Source organism: Fundicoccus sp. Sow4_F4 (assembly GCF_052116145.1).
Lineage (GTDB): Bacteria > Bacillota > Bacilli > Lactobacillales > Aerococcaceae > Fundicoccus.
On record NZ_JBQKLQ010000001.1, the window covers coordinates 82,310 to 98,562 of the forward strand.

Below are 16,253 nucleotides of genomic sequence, written 5' to 3' on the forward strand. Positions count from 1 at the left end.
ATCAAACAGTCTAAAGAGAAAAATGCCTGTTTGATACTCTACAAATACACGAACGAGATATAATTAGTGAAAGTTTATAAAAATAAATGATTGCTTTAAATTAAAAGTAAGATATAATTACGGTAATAAGAAACCTTTAACTTGCGTCCAGAGAGGCGAAGAAGGCATAGCTTTGGTCTGTTTTTGAGGACCTCTTCTTTTGCGAACAAGTAAAGGGAGAGGTCTTTTTTTGTACACTAAGGAGGGTTTACGATGGTAAAAGTGGTAATGAATGAAATGGAAATGAACCGTGCACTGACTCGATTAGCTTATGAAATTATTGAACGTAATCATGGCGTAGATAACATAATACTCGTTGGTATTGAAACACGTGGCGTGCCCCTTGCAAACCGATTGGCTGAAAAATTAACTCAACTAGAAGGACCAGTGGCAGTAGAAAGTTTAGATATTCGTGCTTACCGTGATGATGTGAAACTAAATTATCAAGCCCCTGAAGGTGCGACTGATTTTTCAGGTAAAAAAATAATCTTAGTAGATGATGTTTTGTATACAGGTCGTTCGATAAGAGCAGCAATGGATGCATGTATTGACCGAGGCAGACCAGCTGAAATTTCACTCGCAATTTTAGTAGATCGTGGACATAGAGAATTACCGATTCGTCCGGATTATATAGGTAAGAATATTCCAACAGCCAAAAGTGAACGTATCACTGTTCACGTGATGGAAGTAGATAGCGAAGATCAAGTATTAATACACTAATAACCATAATCATTTGTGATTTCACTTTAATTGGATCCGAGAGACCGAAAGCGAAAACACCTTCTTTAGGTGCGCTCAGTCTCTGGATTGAGCGTATTTTATTTTTAGGAGGATCGTATGAGACATTTTTTATCAGTCGAACAATTTACTAACGAACAATTTATGATGCTAGTTAAAAGGGCATTGGATTTTAAAAAAGGTCGAGACAGTTTTCGAAGTGATCGTTCCATCGTCAATATGTTTTTCGAAGACAGTACACGAACTAAGCATAGCTTTGAGATGGCGGAACATAAAATAGGCATGCATCAAGTGAATTTTGATCTGGGCAGTTCTTCAGTGAAAAAGGGAGAAACGCTTTACGATTCGGTCCTAACCATGCAGGCGATTGGTGTCGATGTCGCTGTCATACGTCACCCTGATAGAGATTATATGAACCAACTGATGAACTTAAATATTCAAATCGTCAATGCCGGAAGTGGGAGCGGTCAACATCCTTCTCAATCATTATTAGATATCATGACAATTTACGAAGAGTTTCGTCGCTTCACTGGCTTAAAAGTTGCCATAATAGGAGACATCCGCCATTCACGTGTCGCTATGAGTAATATGATGATGTTAAATAAGCTTGGTGCTGAAATTACTTTTGCCGGACCTTCGGATTATTTTGACCGTAGCTTTGAGCAGTACGGAACGTTAATGAGTGTAGATGATGCTGTTAAACAATCGGATGTTGTGATGATGTTGCGGGTGCAATTGGAAAGACACGGAGACGATAAACTCGTCTTTTCGAAAGAAGATTATCATCGTCGTTTTGGCTTAACCCGTGAACGGTTTTTAACAATGAAAGATGATGCGATTATAATGCATCCAGCACCGGTCAACCGCGATGTGGAATTAGCGGACGAGTTGGTTGAATGCGAAAAAAGTCGAATAGTGACTCAAATGAAGAATGGTGTTTTTGCAAGAATGGCAATCTTAGAATGGGTTTTGAAAGGGAGATATGATGAACTTAATACTGAAGAATGGTAAACGCTTAGTTGGAGAAAACCAGTTGGAATCAACGGATGTTCTTATCGAAGACGGAAAAATTATTAAAATCGGGCAAGCATTAGAAGGTACATTTGATCGAACGATTGATTTAAATGGACAATTAATTACGAGTGGTTTAACTGATATACATGTACATTTTCGTGAGCCTGGTTTTACAGAAAAAGAAACAATTCTGTCTGGATCAAAAGCAGCGGCACGCGGAGGTTTCACTACTGTGGCAGCTATGCCGAATACGAACCCCGTTCCAGATACAGTTGAAAAGTTTAATGAGATTCAAGATATAATTGAGCGTGACGCAGTCGTCAAAGTCTTACAGTATGCACCAATTACCACAGGGCTCAAAAGTGATGAATTAGTGGATATGGCTGGAATCAATGCTTTTGCCTATACAAACGATGGTGTAGGGGTCCAAACAGCAGGAGTCATGTACCAAGCAATGAAGTTGGCAGCAAGCTTAGATAAACCAATTGTGGCTCATACGGAAGACAATAGTTTGTTATATGGTGGTGTGATGCATGAAGGTCTGCGTAATCAAGAGCTCGGTTTACCCGGCATCTTGAGCATCGTTGAAAGTAGTCAGATTGCCAGAGATATTCATATTGCAGAAGCAACGGGTTGTCATTACCATGTCTGCCATGTGTCAGCAGAACAATCTGTTGCATCTATTCGAGAAGGGAAAAAACGTGGGGTTCGAGTGACTGGCGAAGTAACGCCGCATCACTTGATTTTAAGTGAACTCGATATCCTGGAAGATGATGCGACCTATAAAATGAATCCGCCTCTTAGGAGTGCCAAAGACCGTGAGGCCTTAATTGAAGCTTTGTTAGATGGTACCTTAGACTTTATCGCTACCGACCATGCGCCACATACAAACGAAGAAAAAAGCAACGGCTTTAAACAGTCACCTTTTGGTATTGTAGGAATCGAAACATCTTTTGCTTTAATGTATACTCATTTTGTTAAAACAGGTCGCATGAGTTTGGAATTCCTATTGAACCGCATGGGTCAAAAGCCAGCAGAACTCTTTAATTTACCTGTTGCACAATTGGCAGTAGGAGCCACCGCAGACTTAGCTGTCTTTGATTTAGACAGCGAGTATACAATTGATCCGGGTGACTACTTATCAAAATCAAGCAATACTCCCTTTAATGGACATCGCGTTTACGGCATGTGTTCACTGACTATTGTGAAAGGAGAGATTGTTTGGCAAGCGGACGTTAAGTAAGGGCATTCGCAACAATTAAATTAAACGCATTTTAAAACCACATAACTCATTCATACATGACATCATCCAAAGGAGACGAATTAAATGACAAAATTAGCCGTATCTCTACCAGGAATCGAATTAAAAAATCCAATCATGCCTGCTTCAGGGTGCTTTGGTTTCGGAGAACACTTTGCGACACATTATAATTTAGGATTATTAGGTGCTTTAATTATCAAGAGTACAACAGTTGAAGAACGACTAGGCAATCCTCAGCCACAGTATCATCACTCAGGTCATCGAATTCTTAATTCAGTCGGTTTGAAAAATCCTGGAGTAGCCACAGTATTGAGCGAGAAATTACCATTCTTAGCAAAATATGATGTGCCGATTATTGCCAGTGTTGCAGGAGCAAGCGAAGAAGATTATGTCGAAATGTGCCAGCGCATTTCAACAGCGCCTAACGTAAAAGCGATTGAGTTGAATATTTCATGTCCAAACGTAAAAGAAGGGGGCGTGGCTTTCGGAACAAATCCTGAAGTGGCCGCACGTTTAACACGCCTTTGTAAACAAGCAACAGGTTTACCGATCTATGTCAAATTAACACCGAATGTCACGGATATAGTGGCAATTGCGACAGCAGTTGAAGAAGCTGGAGCGGATGCAATTTCTATGATTAACACATTAACGGGAATGGCCTTCAATCTGGAAAGTCGTCAGGCTGTTCTGGGAGGGGTAACTGGTGGATTGTCAGGCTCAAGTTTAAAACACATTGCACTTCGAATGGTTCGACAAGTAGCCGAGGCAGTCACGATTCCAATTATTGGAATTGGTGGGATCGAAACGGTGGATGATGTGCTTGAGATGTTATTAGCTGGAGCTACAGCCGTTCAAATAGGTTCAGCAAACTATGCGAATCCAATGATTTGCCCAGAACTAATTAATGCTCTTCCACAAAGGATGGATGAATTAGGTATTGCATCCATTCGTGACTTTAACGAAGAAGTCAAACAATTAATCAAAAACAAGTAAGCCTTGCACCCAATATTAACTAAAATTTGCTGCTATAGGATTAGGAACCTGGTCGTTGCGGCGACTAGCAAAAACGCAACTGGTCGTCACGGCGAGTAGTAAAAACGCAGCTGGGCGTCACTAGCACCTTTAAAATTTGTGCTGATAACAACAAGCAAAAAGACTGACCGCGTGCTTTGATTCAAGCATGCGGTCAGTCTTATTTTGCCTTTGAAAAATTATTTCTTTTCTACTTCTATCTCAACTTTTTCAGTAGGCGTCTTATCTTGTGGCGTTTGAGTGACATTGGCAGCATCTTCTTTTTCAAGTTTCATGCCTAAATCAATGATGTAGTCGCGTAACTCATCACCGATTTGTGGATGCTTCAAGCCGTACTCAACGCTCATTTCTAGGAAGCCCAGTTTGTTTCCAATGTCATAACGCTTGCCGTCAAAGCGTGTAGCGAACACTCTTTGTGTTTTATTTAGTGTGTCGATGGCATCGGTTAATTGAACTTCGTTACCGGCGCCAGGTTCTTGATTTTCTAAAATGTCAAAAATTTCTGGAGTCAATAAGTAGCGACCAATGATGGCTAAATTACTTGGCGCATCTTCTGGTTTTGGTTTTTCCACAAACGTCTTAACATTATAGACGCCGTCACGAATTTCACGTTCTGGATCAACAATTCCGTATTTGGAAGTATCTTCATGAGGCACTTCCATTACAGCTAAGTTTGACGCATGGGTATCGTCATAAACGTCAATGAGTTGCTTAGTTAAAGGCACTTCACTACTCATGACATCATCACCTAGCATGACCACAAAAGGCTCATTGCCAACAAAAGCTTTTGCTTGAAGAACAGCATCACCTAAACCTTTTGGATAAGATTGACGAACGAAAAATAGATTTAAGTTTGTTGTTTCTTTGATTAGTTCAAGTAATTCCGTTTTTCCCTGATTGCGCAAGTGTTCTTCAAGTTCAATATTCGCGTCGAAGTGATCTTCAATCGGGCGTTTGCTTTTGCCAGTTACAATCAGAATATCTTCAATACCTGAAGCAATGGCCTCCTCGACGATAAATTGAATAGTTGGTTTATCGACAATCGGCAGCATTTCCTTAGCCATTGCTTTAGTGGCTGGTAAAAATCTTGTCCCGTAACCTGCTGCGGGTATAACAGCTTTCCTAACTTTAACCATTTACAATACAAGCTCCTTTTAGTTTAAAATTTTATTCTTTCCCAGAAAATCGAGCAAATACTTGATAAAGTATTTCATATTTATCATGTACAGCATCCCATCGGAAATTCTCAATACCAGCGAGGGCGTTGTGAACAAATTGAGGATAGTGTTTGATAATATATTCAACTGCTTCAGTAAAGCCAATTTCATCCGTCTTTTCAACACTCACTCCGACTTGATAGTTTTCAAAATAGCTATCAAAACCTTCTGATTGAGTATAAATGACAGGTAGGCCCTGACTCATTGCTTCAGGATAGACTAGACCAAAGGTTTCAGGATAAGAGAGTAGGGCAAAAATATCCATTTCTCGATATAATTGGCGCATTTCTTCTTTTGTTTTTGAACCATGATAAATGACTTTCTCGTAAGTCTTTAGCTGTTCCATAATCGCTTCATCCCAGTTGGGGCCCACAATATGTAATTCTGTATCGATCATGCGATTTAACTTCTCGACCATATCAGCTAACTGAACAAAGCGTTTACCACGATTCACCTTACCGGTAGTTATAATTTTTAAAGGACGATGAATTGTTGGAATTTTATCTTTATAAAGCGAATCGTGCCAAAAATCATCAATTCCATTGGCAATAATACTCGTCTTGCTCTTCAAGCGCTCTTTCAAAGCACTGGGAATATAGTCACGATACACTTCATTATAAGAGTTTTTGGAAATGAACACAATTTGACTCGCGTTTTCCATAATCTCTAAGCCCATTTTTCGCAACCAAGGCATCCGTCCAAAAAAAGTACGAACATCTGCATTACGAACGGCAACCACATAAGGGGTACCGAATCGTTTATGTAATTGCCAAGCAAGCCAACCGTTTGAAAAGAGGGAATGGGCATGCATTAATTCAAAGCGTGAAAAATCATAACGTCTCAGTAAATCTTTCAAAATCTTACGATGTTTATAATGGAATAACCAACGATCTAATTGATTATGATTACGACTCACTAACGTATAGTCACCGCTTGTCGCCAGGCGATCCTCAGGATACTGATGAGAGATTGGGACGTAAACGTCTATATCATGACCAGTCTTTACTTGACGGTCGTATAATTGTTTAAATAATCCAGATGTCTGGAAGTATGAATTAATATGTAATATTTTCACGAACTAGTTACTCCTTGCACGCACTTTAATACCATGGCTACTGCGACTGTGTACTTGTTAATTCAAGTGAAGATTCTAATTCGAAAATTCGTGATTCTAAATCTTCAATTCTGGATTCAACAGAAGCCTGTTCAGTAGATTGTTCTTCACTAGTTGGAATACGAAAAACTGTGACTGTTAAATAGACAAGTAGGAAGAAGATGACCAACACTCCTACTAGGTAAAACCATCCACTACGATCTAATCGACGATCGATTTGTTGGATTTGTTTGGAAATTTCTTGTTCTAGATTGTTGGTATTTTTAGAGTTCGACATGCTCTAGTCTCCTTTTTTACAAGTCAGTGGGAATTTAGAATGCCCACTCACCATTTCTAAATACTGGAACAACTTGGCCGTCTTTAGTGATTCCATCAATATTCATTTCGGCATTACCAACCATGAAGTCAACGTGGACGTTTGAACGATTTAGACCAGCTTCTTTTAGCTCATCTTGGCTCATTTTTGTCCCACCTTGAACAGAGGTTGCATACGCTTGACCAATTGCTAAGTGATTTGATGCATTTTCATCAAACAATGTATTAAAAAAAATAATACCAGATTGAGAAATAGGTGATTGATGTGGTACTAAAGCAACTTCACCCAGCGAACGTGAACCGTCATTGTCTTCAACTAATTTGCGTAGTGTTTCTTCACCTTGTTCAGCTTCAACTTTTGTAATTTGACCGTTCTCGAAGTAGAATGTCATACCGTCAATCACCGTCCCACCATAGCTAAGAGGTTTTGAACTTGAAATATGACCCTCAGCACGATTAGAATCAGGTGCCGTAAAGACTTCTTCAGTTGGCATGTTAGCGATAAATGCATCGCCTTTTTCGTTTAAGCTGCCAGCACTTTCCCAAATATGATTGTCAGGTAAACCTAACGTTAAATCAGTACCAGGTCCAGTGTAGTGTAATTTATCAAATTGAATCTCGTTTAAGAAATTAGCTTTTTCGTTTAATTTCGATTCGTGTTCGTCCCAAGCTTTAACTGGGTCCGCTTCGTAAACACGCGTTGTTTTGAAAATTTGATCCCATAGAGCGTCTAATTTCTCTTCGTTTGTTGCTAAGTCAGGGAAGACTAAATTAGCCCATTCTTGTCCAGCACCAGCAACAACCAACCAGCTCACAACATTGGCTTGAGTGGCAATTCTTTGTTCAACAAGTGCTTCAGAAACTGCACGTTGAGACGCACTGATTTTACTTGGATCCACACCTTTTAAAGCATTTGGATTACTTGAACGTAAAGCAATACGTTTAGCACGCTTTTCGATCCAATCTTTCGATTCATCAATTGTGTATTGAGGAATATCCGTTAACGTTTCAACTGACTGATTTTCATAACCAATACGCGTTATAATATCATCTGCCCAAGTGACTTTAACTTTTTTAGCACCCGCAGCGTAAGCCGTTTGAGCCAGTAAACGTACAAGGGGCGCTTGTTCAATATCAGCATTGATTAGTAAGTAATCGTCGTTTGAAACCTGGATACCTTTATGGATAATCACATCTGCATATTTTTGGAGTAATTGATCAAAATTTTCTAAAGTCATGAAATACCTCTTTCTGTTTTTAAAATTATAATTCTGCTGCTTTTTCAGCAATTGATGCAGCGAGTGCTTTTAGACGTTCAACGTCCTCTTCTTCTGCATTTAAGTTTATTTTAACACTCTCGCCACCTTGTGTGGCACCAGTGGTTTTAAACTGATCTTCAAAGAAATCAATAGCCGCACAGAATACTTCGTAAAAATCATCGCCGGAACCAAAGACACCGAAGACTTTCCCAGTTAAATCAAGTTCGCCTAATTCCTCGTGGAAATCAATCATTTCATCGGGAAGGACGCCGTCGACACCGTAAGTATAGCTACCAATTAAACAAATATCGTAATCAAGAAATTCTTCGACATCGGCTTGCATGACATCAAGGATCTCAACTTCTACATCGTGAGCCTCAAGTTCTGCTGCCACAATTTCCGCCATTTCCTCAGTATTACCTGTCAGACTAGCAAAAATAATTAATGCATTTGCCACAATTTTCCTCCTTTGTAATAAAATCATATGCCTTGTTGAATTTCACAGCATATTTTTTCACTTTAATCTTATCCATTATAACAAATTAAAACGTCTCTTACATTAGAATCCACTTTTATTCTCAGAAGCCTGTCATTTCTTAATTTTTTGCAAAATATGACATTTATATATCTAGAGCTAAAATCGTTTCTAAATTATGGTATACTACAACGTGAATCTTTAAAAACAAAAAAATTAACTTGGGGGAATAAGCATGGCGATATTAGTTACTGGAGGCGCGGGTTACATTGGTAGTCATACTGTCGTAGAATTACTTAATTTAGATCAAGAAGTTATTATTGTGGACAACTTCTATAATAGTAAAGCAGAAGTACTAGAGCGGATTAAAGAACTTACTAACAAAGAGTTTAAATTTTATGAAGCAGACATTCTAGATCGTTCAACAATGCGTCAAATTTTTGCTGAAAACTCAATAGAATCTGTGATTCATTTTGCTGGCTATAAAGCAGTAGGCGAATCAGTAGAGAAACCCTTAATGTATTATCATAATAACGTTGAAGGAACAGTAGCATTATTAGAAGAAATGACCGCAGCGAATGTGAAAAGTATTGTCTTCAGTTCATCAGCAACTGTATATGGAACAGATAACATCGCACCATTTGTTGAAGAAATGCCGACAGACACTTCCAATAACCCTTACGGTTATACGAAAGTTGTCATCGAGCACCTATTAAAAGATTTAACGGTCTCAGATCCAGAATGGTCTGTTACACTACTGCGTTACTTTAACCCAATTGGTGCACACGAGTCCGGTAGAATAGGTGAAGATCCACAAGGAATACCTAATAACTTGATGCCTTACGTGACACAAGTTGCGATTGGAAAACGCGACAAATTAAGCGTCTTCGGAGCGGATTATGATACTCACGACGGAACTGGCGTAAGAGACTATATTCATGTAGTGGATTTGGCTTTAGGTCATATCAAAGCATTAGAACATAATCAAACGACTAAAGGCGTAGGCGTCTTCAATTTAGGAACAGGAATAGGCTACAGTGTGCTCGATTTGGTCAAAGCTTTTGAAGAAGCGAATGCGATTGAAATTAAATATGAAATTGCAGACCGTCGTCCTGGAGATAACGATATCGCCTATGCAGATGCAAGCCATGCCAAGGAAACATTAGGATGGGTGGCTTCACGTAATCTAGTGGATATGTGCCGAGATTCTTGGAAGTGGCAGTCAAACAACCCTAATGGCTACGATGCTATATAGGAAAGGGTAGGTTACTAGACTGTGAAAAAAGAAGAAAAACACTCAAATTCATCCCTTACTACTATTAAGCAACACAAACCAAAACGATTTTTAACGAAACGAATTCTTACCTTATTTATTCTGATGATGATTGGTGTAGCAATTTTCTTCTATTTATTTACAATTTATCACGAGATAGGACAAGCTTACCGCACAGCTATTGAAGATCCGAGTTTACAAACAACACAGGCAATAGAAAAGTCACCGATTGACCAACATGAGACGGTGACTTTTCTCATTCTTGGTGTCGACTACGGTCATACGGGAAGACTTGAAGAAAAACGAGCAAATGTCATTACGACACTTACAATCAATCCATACACGAAAGAAAGTGTTCAAGTCAACCTATCAAGATTGTTGAAAGATAATGCTCAAGATGTTACACTAAGCCACGCTTATAATAATGGAGGTTTAAGGACAATCAAATCAGAAGTTGAATCGCTCTTAGAGATTTCAATTGATCACACTGTGATGATTGAATTATCTGAGTTACGACCACTTCTCGATCAGTTAGGTGGACTAAATTTAGAAATTAATGAAGCCATCACCTTAGGTGGCCAAGAATATTCAGCGAAGCAAACCGTTCACTTGAGTAGTCGTGAAGTGATGCTTTATTTACAAGCACAAACCGATGAATCGGAATGGGAACACAACAAACGCCAAGTTCAAGTGTTAGAACAAATCAGTATCATTCTATTTGATACGTTTTCAGAAATAAGACGCCTGCCGCAATTAAGTCACTATTTTACTGAAGCAGAAGGCTTACTAGTCACAGACGTGACTTATGAGACACTTGTAAATTTTGTGAGAAATAATTATATAAAACACCTAGTTAAACGGTCGATAATTAATTTACGTGGGGATTATCAAGCTGATAAAGAACCCTACGAGTTAATGAATGACCATCGATTAGAGCGAACACAACAAGCGTTAAATCAAGTAATTGGACAGTAGTCCGTGTGATCAGTTTGTGCTAGGTCAAGGATGTGAAGCACACTATGAAGAAATATTTTATAAATAAAAATGGTCGCTTGAGTTATTGGAAATTGTTTCGCAATGTCTTTATCCTATTAATTTTAGTGTCTGCTGCAGCTGCTGGAAAAGTGTTAAATGATATTAACCAAACCATCGAGAGCGTCTCGCAAGAAGTACAGATAAAAAATATACGACAAGATAAAGTAGATATCGCTGAAGGCGATCCGATTAATGTTCTACTGATTGGTACTGACGGTTCAAGCGAACGAACAGAAACTGACGGTGACGTGAGTCGATCCGATACAATGATTCTTGTGTCACTGAACCCCCAGACTAAAAGCACCAAATTATTAAGCATCCCACGTGATGCGATGGCTTTAATCGAAGGTGTTGACAGACCTGATAAGATTAATCATGCCTTTGCGTATGGTGGAGTAGAGTTGACGATTGATACAGTTCAAGAGTTTTTAGATGTTCCAATCGATTATTATGCTGTTATTAATATGGACGGTCTTGTTGAATTAATTGATGCAATTGGTGGCATCGAAGTCACAAGTCCATTAACCTTTGATTATCGAGGGACTGGCTTCGTTGAAGGAGAGAAACGTGAAGTCAATGGTCTTAAAGCGATGAACTTTGCAAGGATGCGTTATGATGATCCTGAAGGCGAAATTGGCCGCCAAAATCGTCAAAAGATTGTGATTAAAGCAGTGATTGATAAAGCTTTATCCGTAGATACTTTAACTACTTATCCAGAAATACTAAAAGTTGTGACTAAAAACGTTCAAACAAACTTGAATTTAACGACAGCTTTAGATATATCTCAAACTTATATGCCAGCCTTAGAGAATATCAGTTCTATTTCCTTTGAATCAATGGAGGATATGTACTTGGATGAAGTATTCTACTTTTACATTCCTTTGAATGCAAGAGTAAAGGCGGCTAATGAAATACGCCAGCATTCAATGCTAGCGCCGATCAGTTTGGCTGATTTAGTCGATCCAATCAGTGATGAGAGTAGTCACTATGCTAAAACCGCATCGATTATTGTCAATCAATACCCAAGTGGTTTAACGAGTGAACAATTAGCGCACCTTGAGGATTCCCAGAATTCTTTACAGACAATCAGAGAGAGTAATTACTATGAGCAAACAAATCCAACGTATCCTGCTCCTCATTATCCTGCGCCAAGTACGCCAGTCGTGCCACAAACACCAACCACACCGACGACGCCAAGCGAGCCAACTCAACCAACTGAACCTGAACCCCCGGTTACGCCAATTGAGCCTGAAGGTCCCACACCACCTGAAGAACCGGTTACGCCAGTCGAACCGCCAGAAACACAACAGCCGACTGAACCAGTGGAACCACCGGCGCCAACCCCGCCACCAGAATCATTACTACCACCGGTAGACTCTGTCCCACCAACAACTTCAGAGTGATAATTTGAATGTCTATTATATCCACTTTTTAGCACACGAGTTCGATTTGAGTGCTGAGAGTGGATATTTTGTCTAATTAGTTGACTTAAAATTGAAGGGAAAGTGGCTTACACCACTAATTGTGATATAATTTAACAGAATAAAAAGCTTGCGGCTTGCCAATGCAAGTGATGAATTGCCAAGAAGTGTTTGAACTTTCGGAAGCAATGGAAGACAGGAGATTTGCATGAAACATTTTTTAAAACGATTAATGGGCTTTAGTATGGGACCGGTTTTTGGCGCTGTCATTTCGCTAATTCAAATCCCAATTTTGACGATGTTACTGTCAGAAGCTGAATATGGTATCTCGACATTGTTTAGCACTTTGATTGTCAATATACCTAACTTTATATATATAGGTCTGGATCAAAGTTATACAAGAGAGTATAACCAAGCTAAAGACAAACGAAACTTAATGCAACAGGCGGCTTTACTGCCAATGATTGTTGGTATTCTAATGTTTATTGTCGCAATTATTTTTTCACAACCGATTTCCAATTGGCTGTTTGCTAGTCCGGATTATAGTTACATCGTTTGGCTAAGTGGCATCTGGGTATTAGCCACTGTATTAGAACGCTTCTTATTATTAACGATTCGAATGGAAGAAAAAGCGCTCGAATATTCTAAGTACACCTTGCTGTTAAAAATTAATGTGTTCCTTGTTTCAGTTGGTTTAATTTTAATTGGCATGCGTGATTTTAGAGTCGTTGTTTTCGGTTTAATATTTGGACAACTGATAGGAGATGCTTTTCTATTCTGGCGTTACCGAGTTTTTTTTGATATTAAAACATTTACACTTGAACCAAAATTAATAAAGACAATGATATTATTCGGTATTCCTTTAATGCTGTCAGCTTCATTGAATTCAGTTTTGAATTCAGTTGATACGACCATGTTAAGAAACTATAGTACCTTAAGTGAGTTAGGAATCTATGGTGGTGCAATGAAAATAGTCAATATTATCGGAATTCTAAAAACAGCTTTTGCTAGTTTTTGGGTACCCACTGCTTATCGTTGGTATGAAGAAAAAAAAGAAATGAAGCATTTTAAATTCATCAGTGATGCGTTGCTGTTTATTCTGACTGCTTTATTCTTTGGCCTACTATTATTTAGACCGTTTGTCATGTTATTCATTGGCTATGATGGGTCTAAGTATTTATTAGGGTTGTTGAGCTTCCCACATATTATGTATGCTTTATCTGAAACAACTACTTTAGGAATTGTCTTTTCACGTAAAACCTACTTGAATATTTTTGTAAGTGTGGCAGCATTAATTCCAAGTGTGTTAATTAACTATTTACTTACACCAGACTTGGGCGCAAGAGGAGCGGCTTTTGCATCATGTGGAGCTTATATTATCTTTTATTTAGCCCGAACATACTTTTCTAATCGAACGGGTTTTGGCTTTAGCCAACGTAAACAAATTTTGACTGTCTGTTTAATGACTGTTGCAGCAGGTTTGAATGCATTTGATATGTCTTATCGCACTCTGATTACATTGGCTATCGGTCTAATGTGTTTAGTGATCCAATGGTCAACTGTTAAAGATGCAATCGAAATTAAGCAAAATCCTGACAATTGGGATTTTTCATAACACCTTAGAAAGGACGGACCATTAAATGTATCTATATCTATTAATTCTGGTCTGCAGTATTTTCTTGGGAACAGAAATTTTAGCAATACCCACACCGGTCGCTCAGTTAACGATTTATCGATTGTTCGCTTTGTCGACCATCCCACTGTTAGTCTACCAAGTCACTCGAGCGCGTCAGCAGTTGAAAATCGCTACGGCTAATACAGCAACGAACGTTTTAGTTTGCTTCTTAATTTGGTGGTTCTTGGCCTTTTCATCTGTACTTTGGGCGACTAATTTAAAAGGGTGGTTCCAACATCTCTTTCTAATGTCGATTGGTATGTCGAGTATCATTGCCTTATATGCTTGGGTGAGTGATTTAAGAATGTGGAAGAGATTAATAACGGGTGCGTGGGTCAGTGTCACTGGCCTAGTCATCTGGGGTTATTTTGAAATTGTGACAAATATTTATTTATTTGCGAATGTCGCTAAACTAGATAAATACCGGACCTTTAGTTCGCAACCGATGACACGAATACCAATAACAACATTTGAAAATCAAAATGATTTTGCGACATTATTACTTGCTTATCTGGCCTTATGTTTAATCATGTATTATTTCAGCCAATCGAATTGGCACCGAATCCTTTATGCAACTAGTTTTTTAGCAGCAAGCTATCTTGTTTACCGAAGTGGTTCAAGGCTATCATTAATATGTTTATTACTGTTCTTAGGTTTACATACTTTAAGTTATATTCGTTTAGATTTAAAAGCAAAGCATTACGGGGCCGGTATCGCAATTGGCCTCGCTGGAGTATTTAGTCTTGTGATGATGCGACCTTCTTTAATTAATAAAGTAACCTCACTCTTTTATTTCGGAGGTCACCTGAATGAATTATCGGGTGACACGATTCGAATGAATTTATGGCGCAATGGACTGATTTTTCTAGGACAAACGGCTGGTTTTGGTGTAGGGCTAGGAAACATTGAACATTGGATGTTGGAGAATGCATTCTGGACAACCAACGGTCAACAACTAATTACCAATATGCACAACTGGTGGTTGGAGATTCTAGTTGGACATGGTTTGCTTGCATTTTTTGTCTATGTGCTAGCTTATAGCTTACTGCTGATTCGCTTGTTACAAATCGCTAATCAATCAAGTCATGCTGTTGGTAGAACTGCCCATGCATTATATAGTTTTATGGTGATTTTTATTTTTGCAAGTATTACAAGTGCAAACAATATGTTAATTGAGTGGCATTGGTTATTCTTTGGCTTAATTATTAGTTTCGTAAAAGTATGTGATGCTAGACAGAATCAGGCTAAGAAAAAAGCAAGGTTCAATAAGTCTAAGGACTCATTAAATTATTTGAAAGAGAAGGTATATCGATGAGCTTATTAACTATATTACAAGAATTATGGCGTTTTATTAAAGATTACAGTTTGAGAATTTTGCTAGGAGCCATTGCTGTTGCAATACTAGCTGTTGGCGGACGTTATTATTCAGCCAACATATTTGTTGAAGAAGGGCAAGAAGAAGCGACTCATTATTTAAGTGAGGTTTACGCACAAACACCAGCATCTTTAGAGATGATTGTGACGTTGGAAGATGGCACTGTCTATACAAATAGCCATATTTTTGATGAGTATTTCAGTAATGCTCAAGTAATTAAACAAGTAGAGGAAGCAACTGGCATCGAATTCCACCAATGGCGAGAATCAGAAATTGCCTTAAAATTATACAAAACAAGTGGCTTCCGAGGTGGTTTGGCTTCCATTCGTGATTCAAGTAGTAATATATTCACTTTACGATTTTTAGTGGGTAAAACATCAGAAGAAAACTTGGCAATTGCTCAAGCTTACGCGGATATCTTAACTTCTGGAGACATTCCCTTTTTAAGAAATAGCACGATTTCTATTATTACCGAACCAATTTCTAAGGAGTTACTTCCTTTTGAAATATATGAAACATTAGCTAATCCAGAAACGTTAAATCCATTTAAGAGTCCTAGTACACCCTCGTACATTGTGTATGCTATTGCTGGCTTAATTGTAGGTACCATTGCTACGATCGGTTTGAGTTTCTTATGGAGATTAAGTAAAAAGAAAATTACTTATGGCTTTGATTATGCTTGGTCTGTAGAAGATTATCATTTGTTATATCAAACAGACAATGACAATACCTCTACTTTACAAGAGTTTATCCGAGTGCCGGTAAAGAAAAATCGCGTGGTCTTATCTCAAACAAGTGCCGAGGCAATTTTACAACCGGTTTTAGTTGAAGAAGAGTATAAAGGCTTGCTAATCTTGAATACATTGCAAGAATTAGCAGAGATTGAGTCGAGACCCGAAGAAATCGTTATTTTAGTGCATAGCAATCATACAGATAAAGTATGGTACCGTGAGCAAGCAATTTTGGCAGGCTTATATAATGTACCAATAAAAATTATCCATATTATTTAA

At 38.5% G+C, this 16,253-nt stretch carries 15 protein-coding genes; 10 read left to right on the forward strand and 5 right to left on the reverse strand.

What is annotated here, in order from left to right:
* Positions 1-252: 252 nt before the first annotated feature.
* The 4 genes from pyrR to ACTQ5J_RS00410 all read left to right on the forward strand — a co-directional run bounded on the left by pyrR (position 253) and on the right by ACTQ5J_RS00410 (position 4,045).
* Positions 253-759, forward strand: a complete 507-nt coding sequence (gene pyrR / locus ACTQ5J_RS00395) for a bifunctional pyr operon transcriptional regulator/uracil phosphoribosyltransferase PyrR (protein WP_441749984.1) — start codon at positions 253-255, stop codon at positions 757-759.
* 117 nt (positions 760-876) lie between these two features.
* Complete coding sequence (locus ACTQ5J_RS00400) at positions 877-1,788, forward strand: aspartate carbamoyltransferase catalytic subunit (RefSeq protein WP_441749985.1); 912 nt, start codon at positions 877-879, stop codon at positions 1,786-1,788.
* A complete protein-coding gene (locus ACTQ5J_RS00405; protein ID WP_441749986.1) occupies positions 1,763-3,034 on the forward strand; it encodes a dihydroorotase in 1,272 nt (423 codons plus the stop codon). Before ACTQ5J_RS00400 ends, ACTQ5J_RS00405 begins: the two co-directional genes overlap by 26 nt.
* Before the next feature lie 84 nt (positions 3,035-3,118).
* Positions 3,119-4,045 carry a dihydroorotate dehydrogenase gene (locus ACTQ5J_RS00410; RefSeq protein WP_441749987.1) on the forward strand — a complete coding sequence of 309 codons (927 nt, stop codon included), beginning with the start codon at positions 3,119-3,121 and terminating at the stop codon, positions 4,043-4,045.
* 218 nt (positions 4,046-4,263) lie between these two features.
* Here ACTQ5J_RS00410 and galU read toward each other — a convergent pair whose 3' ends face one another.
* Genes galU through ACTQ5J_RS00435 form a run of 5 tightly spaced genes read right to left on the reverse strand, consistent with a single transcriptional unit; the run spans position 4,264 to position 8,446 of the window.
* The gene (gene galU / locus ACTQ5J_RS00415) at positions 4,264-5,220 is read right to left on the reverse strand and encodes a UTP--glucose-1-phosphate uridylyltransferase GalU (protein ID WP_441749988.1); all 957 of its coding nucleotides are present in this window, start codon (positions 5,218-5,220) and stop codon (positions 4,264-4,266) included.
* 31 nt (positions 5,221-5,251) lie between these two features.
* Complete coding sequence (locus tag ACTQ5J_RS00420; protein WP_441749989.1) at positions 5,252-6,376, reverse strand: glycosyltransferase family 4 protein; 1,125 nt, start codon at positions 6,374-6,376, stop codon at positions 5,252-5,254.
* Positions 6,377-6,413: 37 nt separating this feature from the next.
* Positions 6,414-6,692, reverse strand: coding sequence for a hypothetical protein (locus ACTQ5J_RS00425; RefSeq protein WP_441749990.1), 279 nt, complete (start codon positions 6,690-6,692; stop codon positions 6,414-6,416).
* Positions 6,693-6,726: 34 nt separating this feature from the next.
* Positions 6,727-7,968: an aminopeptidase gene (locus ACTQ5J_RS00430; protein WP_441749991.1), complete on the reverse strand. Its 1,242-nt coding sequence runs from the start codon at positions 7,966-7,968 to the stop codon at positions 6,727-6,729.
* A 25-nt stretch (positions 7,969-7,993) separates the two neighbouring features.
* Positions 7,994-8,446, reverse strand: a complete 453-nt coding sequence (locus ACTQ5J_RS00435) for a flavodoxin (protein WP_441749992.1) — start codon at positions 8,444-8,446, stop codon at positions 7,994-7,996.
* 253 nt (positions 8,447-8,699) lie between these two features.
* Between ACTQ5J_RS00435 and galE the strand changes: the two genes are divergently transcribed.
* The 6 genes from galE to ACTQ5J_RS00465 all read left to right on the forward strand — a co-directional run bounded on the left by galE (position 8,700) and on the right by ACTQ5J_RS00465 (position 16,253).
* On the forward strand, positions 8,700-9,719 hold the full coding sequence (gene galE / locus ACTQ5J_RS00440) for a UDP-glucose 4-epimerase GalE (RefSeq protein WP_441749993.1): 1,020 nt from the start codon (positions 8,700-8,702) through the stop codon (positions 9,717-9,719).
* A gap of 21 nt (positions 9,720-9,740) precedes the next feature.
* Positions 9,741-10,712: an LCP family protein gene (locus ACTQ5J_RS00445; RefSeq protein ID WP_441749994.1), complete on the forward strand. Its 972-nt coding sequence runs from the start codon at positions 9,741-9,743 to the stop codon at positions 10,710-10,712.
* Between the two features lie 44 nt (positions 10,713-10,756).
* The gene (locus ACTQ5J_RS00450) at positions 10,757-12,175 is read left to right on the forward strand and encodes an LCP family glycopolymer transferase (protein ID WP_441749995.1); all 1,419 of its coding nucleotides are present in this window, start codon (positions 10,757-10,759) and stop codon (positions 12,173-12,175) included.
* A gap of 226 nt (positions 12,176-12,401) precedes the next feature.
* A complete protein-coding gene (locus ACTQ5J_RS00455) occupies positions 12,402-13,808 on the forward strand; it encodes a lipopolysaccharide biosynthesis protein (protein ID WP_441749996.1) in 1,407 nt (468 codons plus the stop codon).
* Between the two features lie 25 nt (positions 13,809-13,833).
* A complete protein-coding gene (locus ACTQ5J_RS00460; protein WP_441749997.1) occupies positions 13,834-15,183 on the forward strand; it encodes an O-antigen ligase family protein in 1,350 nt (449 codons plus the stop codon).
* Entirely contained in the window at positions 15,180-16,253 is a 1,074-nt protein-coding gene (locus ACTQ5J_RS00465; protein WP_441749998.1) for a hypothetical protein, read from the forward strand. Before ACTQ5J_RS00460 ends, ACTQ5J_RS00465 begins: the two co-directional genes overlap by 4 nt.

Coding starts and splice junctions, on each gene's coding strand:
- pyrR (WP_441749984.1), top strand. CDS start 253: ATGGTAAAAGTGGTAATGAATGAAATGGAAATGAACCGTGCACTGACT.
- ACTQ5J_RS00400 (WP_441749985.1), top strand. CDS start 877: ATGAGACATTTTTTATCAGTCGAACAATTTACTAACGAACAATTTATG.
- ACTQ5J_RS00405 (WP_441749986.1), top strand. CDS start 1,763: ATGAACTTAATACTGAAGAATGGTAAACGCTTAGTTGGAGAAAACCAG.
- ACTQ5J_RS00410 (WP_441749987.1), top strand. CDS start 3,119: ATGACAAAATTAGCCGTATCTCTACCAGGAATCGAATTAAAAAATCCA.
- galU (WP_441749988.1), bottom strand. CDS start 5,220: ATGGTTAAAGTTAGGAAAGCTGTTATACCCGCAGCAGGTTACGGGACA.
- ACTQ5J_RS00425 (WP_441749990.1), bottom strand. CDS start 6,692: ATGTCGAACTCTAAAAATACCAACAATCTAGAACAAGAAATTTCCAAA.
- ACTQ5J_RS00430 (WP_441749991.1), bottom strand. CDS start 7,968: ATGACTTTAGAAAATTTTGATCAATTACTCCAAAAATATGCAGATGTG.
- galE (WP_441749993.1), top strand. CDS start 8,700: ATGGCGATATTAGTTACTGGAGGCGCGGGTTACATTGGTAGTCATACT.
- ACTQ5J_RS00450 (WP_441749995.1), top strand. CDS start 10,757: ATGAAGAAATATTTTATAAATAAAAATGGTCGCTTGAGTTATTGGAAA.
- ACTQ5J_RS00455 (WP_441749996.1), top strand. CDS start 12,402: ATGAAACATTTTTTAAAACGATTAATGGGCTTTAGTATGGGACCGGTT.
- ACTQ5J_RS00460 (WP_441749997.1), top strand. CDS start 13,834: ATGTATCTATATCTATTAATTCTGGTCTGCAGTATTTTCTTGGGAACA.
- ACTQ5J_RS00465 (WP_441749998.1), top strand. CDS start 15,180: ATGAGCTTATTAACTATATTACAAGAATTATGGCGTTTTATTAAAGAT.